Here is a 1,081-nt window from a genome sequence, read left to right as displayed (position 1 = left end):
AGTAGGAACAGCACGGTCGGGGTGAGCGCCATCGAGATAGTCGGTGGACTGGCGGATCGGCCCAGGCCCGCCTGCCGCGCCCTTCTTGCCTTGCCTGCCTCTCGGTACAACCAGGTTGAGTACGAGGTTGGGCGCCGTACCGGTGACGGTCACCGACAAATCTGATCCGACCGGACCGGTGTCGACGGTGCCGATAGAGACCGAACAGGGTTCGCCATCGGGGCCGGCCGCGCCGAAAGCCTCGGCGAAACTGTCGAAACCCGACCCGTTCCAGTACACGAGCGCACCAGTGGACAGCACCCGCCACGCTTTCCCCGCATGCGGGATTCCCAGCTTGGCGCCGAGTGCCGACAACGCGGCTTGATCGGCGATGTCGCCTTCCCACCGAAACGGCCGTGCCGCTTCACCGGCCGGCCCGTCCGGGCCGGCGAGCCCGGTCATCAGTTCCAGGTCACCGACCCGGGGCGTGCCTTGCATCGCCTGGACCACACCGGCACGCCCGACACCCTCGTCGATGCCGCGTACCAGAGTTGACTCGAAATACTTTGCTACAGTAGACATTTAATCTCACTCCGTGGGCTCGGCGAAGACGACGATCGAGCACTGGCCCGGATGGAATCCGATATCGCCGGTTCCGGTGCCGATACGTTCCACTCCGACGACGATGTTCGCGGGCTGGCCGGCGGGCACCGTGGCATAGTCAGCGGACGGTGACAGCGACCGAGTCGTCGTGCCGTCTCGATAGCACGGGATGACCGGCGCGTAGATCCAGCCACCACTGCCCGCCGCTGTCATGCCGACCAGTGCGCCTTGCGCATTGTTCAGCCGCACCGTCAATTCCCCGGATTGTGCGCCATTGTTGACCGAGTAGACGTACCCATGGCCATAAACCCGAGGACGCCAGGCGAAGGGCTGAGCGGGAATAGTGAAGGTCGCCGCGTCGATACGGCTCACCGCGGCGACGGTTTCGCCGGCGAAAACGTCCTGGTACCACGCCCCCGGCCCAGTCGCTTTAAAACAAAATAAGCTGGCGACGCAAAAATAGGTTTTTATATAGGTGTGGGCCGGGTCAAGAAAACTG

The 1,081-nt window shown here is 63.8% G+C and carries 2 protein-coding genes; both read right to left on the bottom strand.

Annotated elements, in window-relative coordinates:
• A partial coding sequence (locus tag ACFWPJ_RS33590) for a hypothetical protein (RefSeq protein ID WP_378857661.1) occupies nucleotides 1–561 on the bottom strand: 561 nt, incomplete at its 3' end.
• Nucleotides 562–567: 6 nt separating this feature from the next.
• Nucleotides 568–1,081, bottom strand: a 514-nt coding sequence (locus ACFWPJ_RS33585) for a hypothetical protein (RefSeq protein ID WP_378857659.1), incomplete at its 5' end; no start/stop codon positions are given.

This window comes from Nocardia sp. NPDC058497, assembly GCF_042720195.1.
Classification (GTDB): Bacteria; Actinomycetota; Actinomycetes; order Mycobacteriales; family Mycobacteriaceae; genus Nocardia.
The sequence above is the reverse complement of the archived record's forward strand: the minus strand, read 5'-3'. Positions and strand labels throughout refer to the sequence as shown.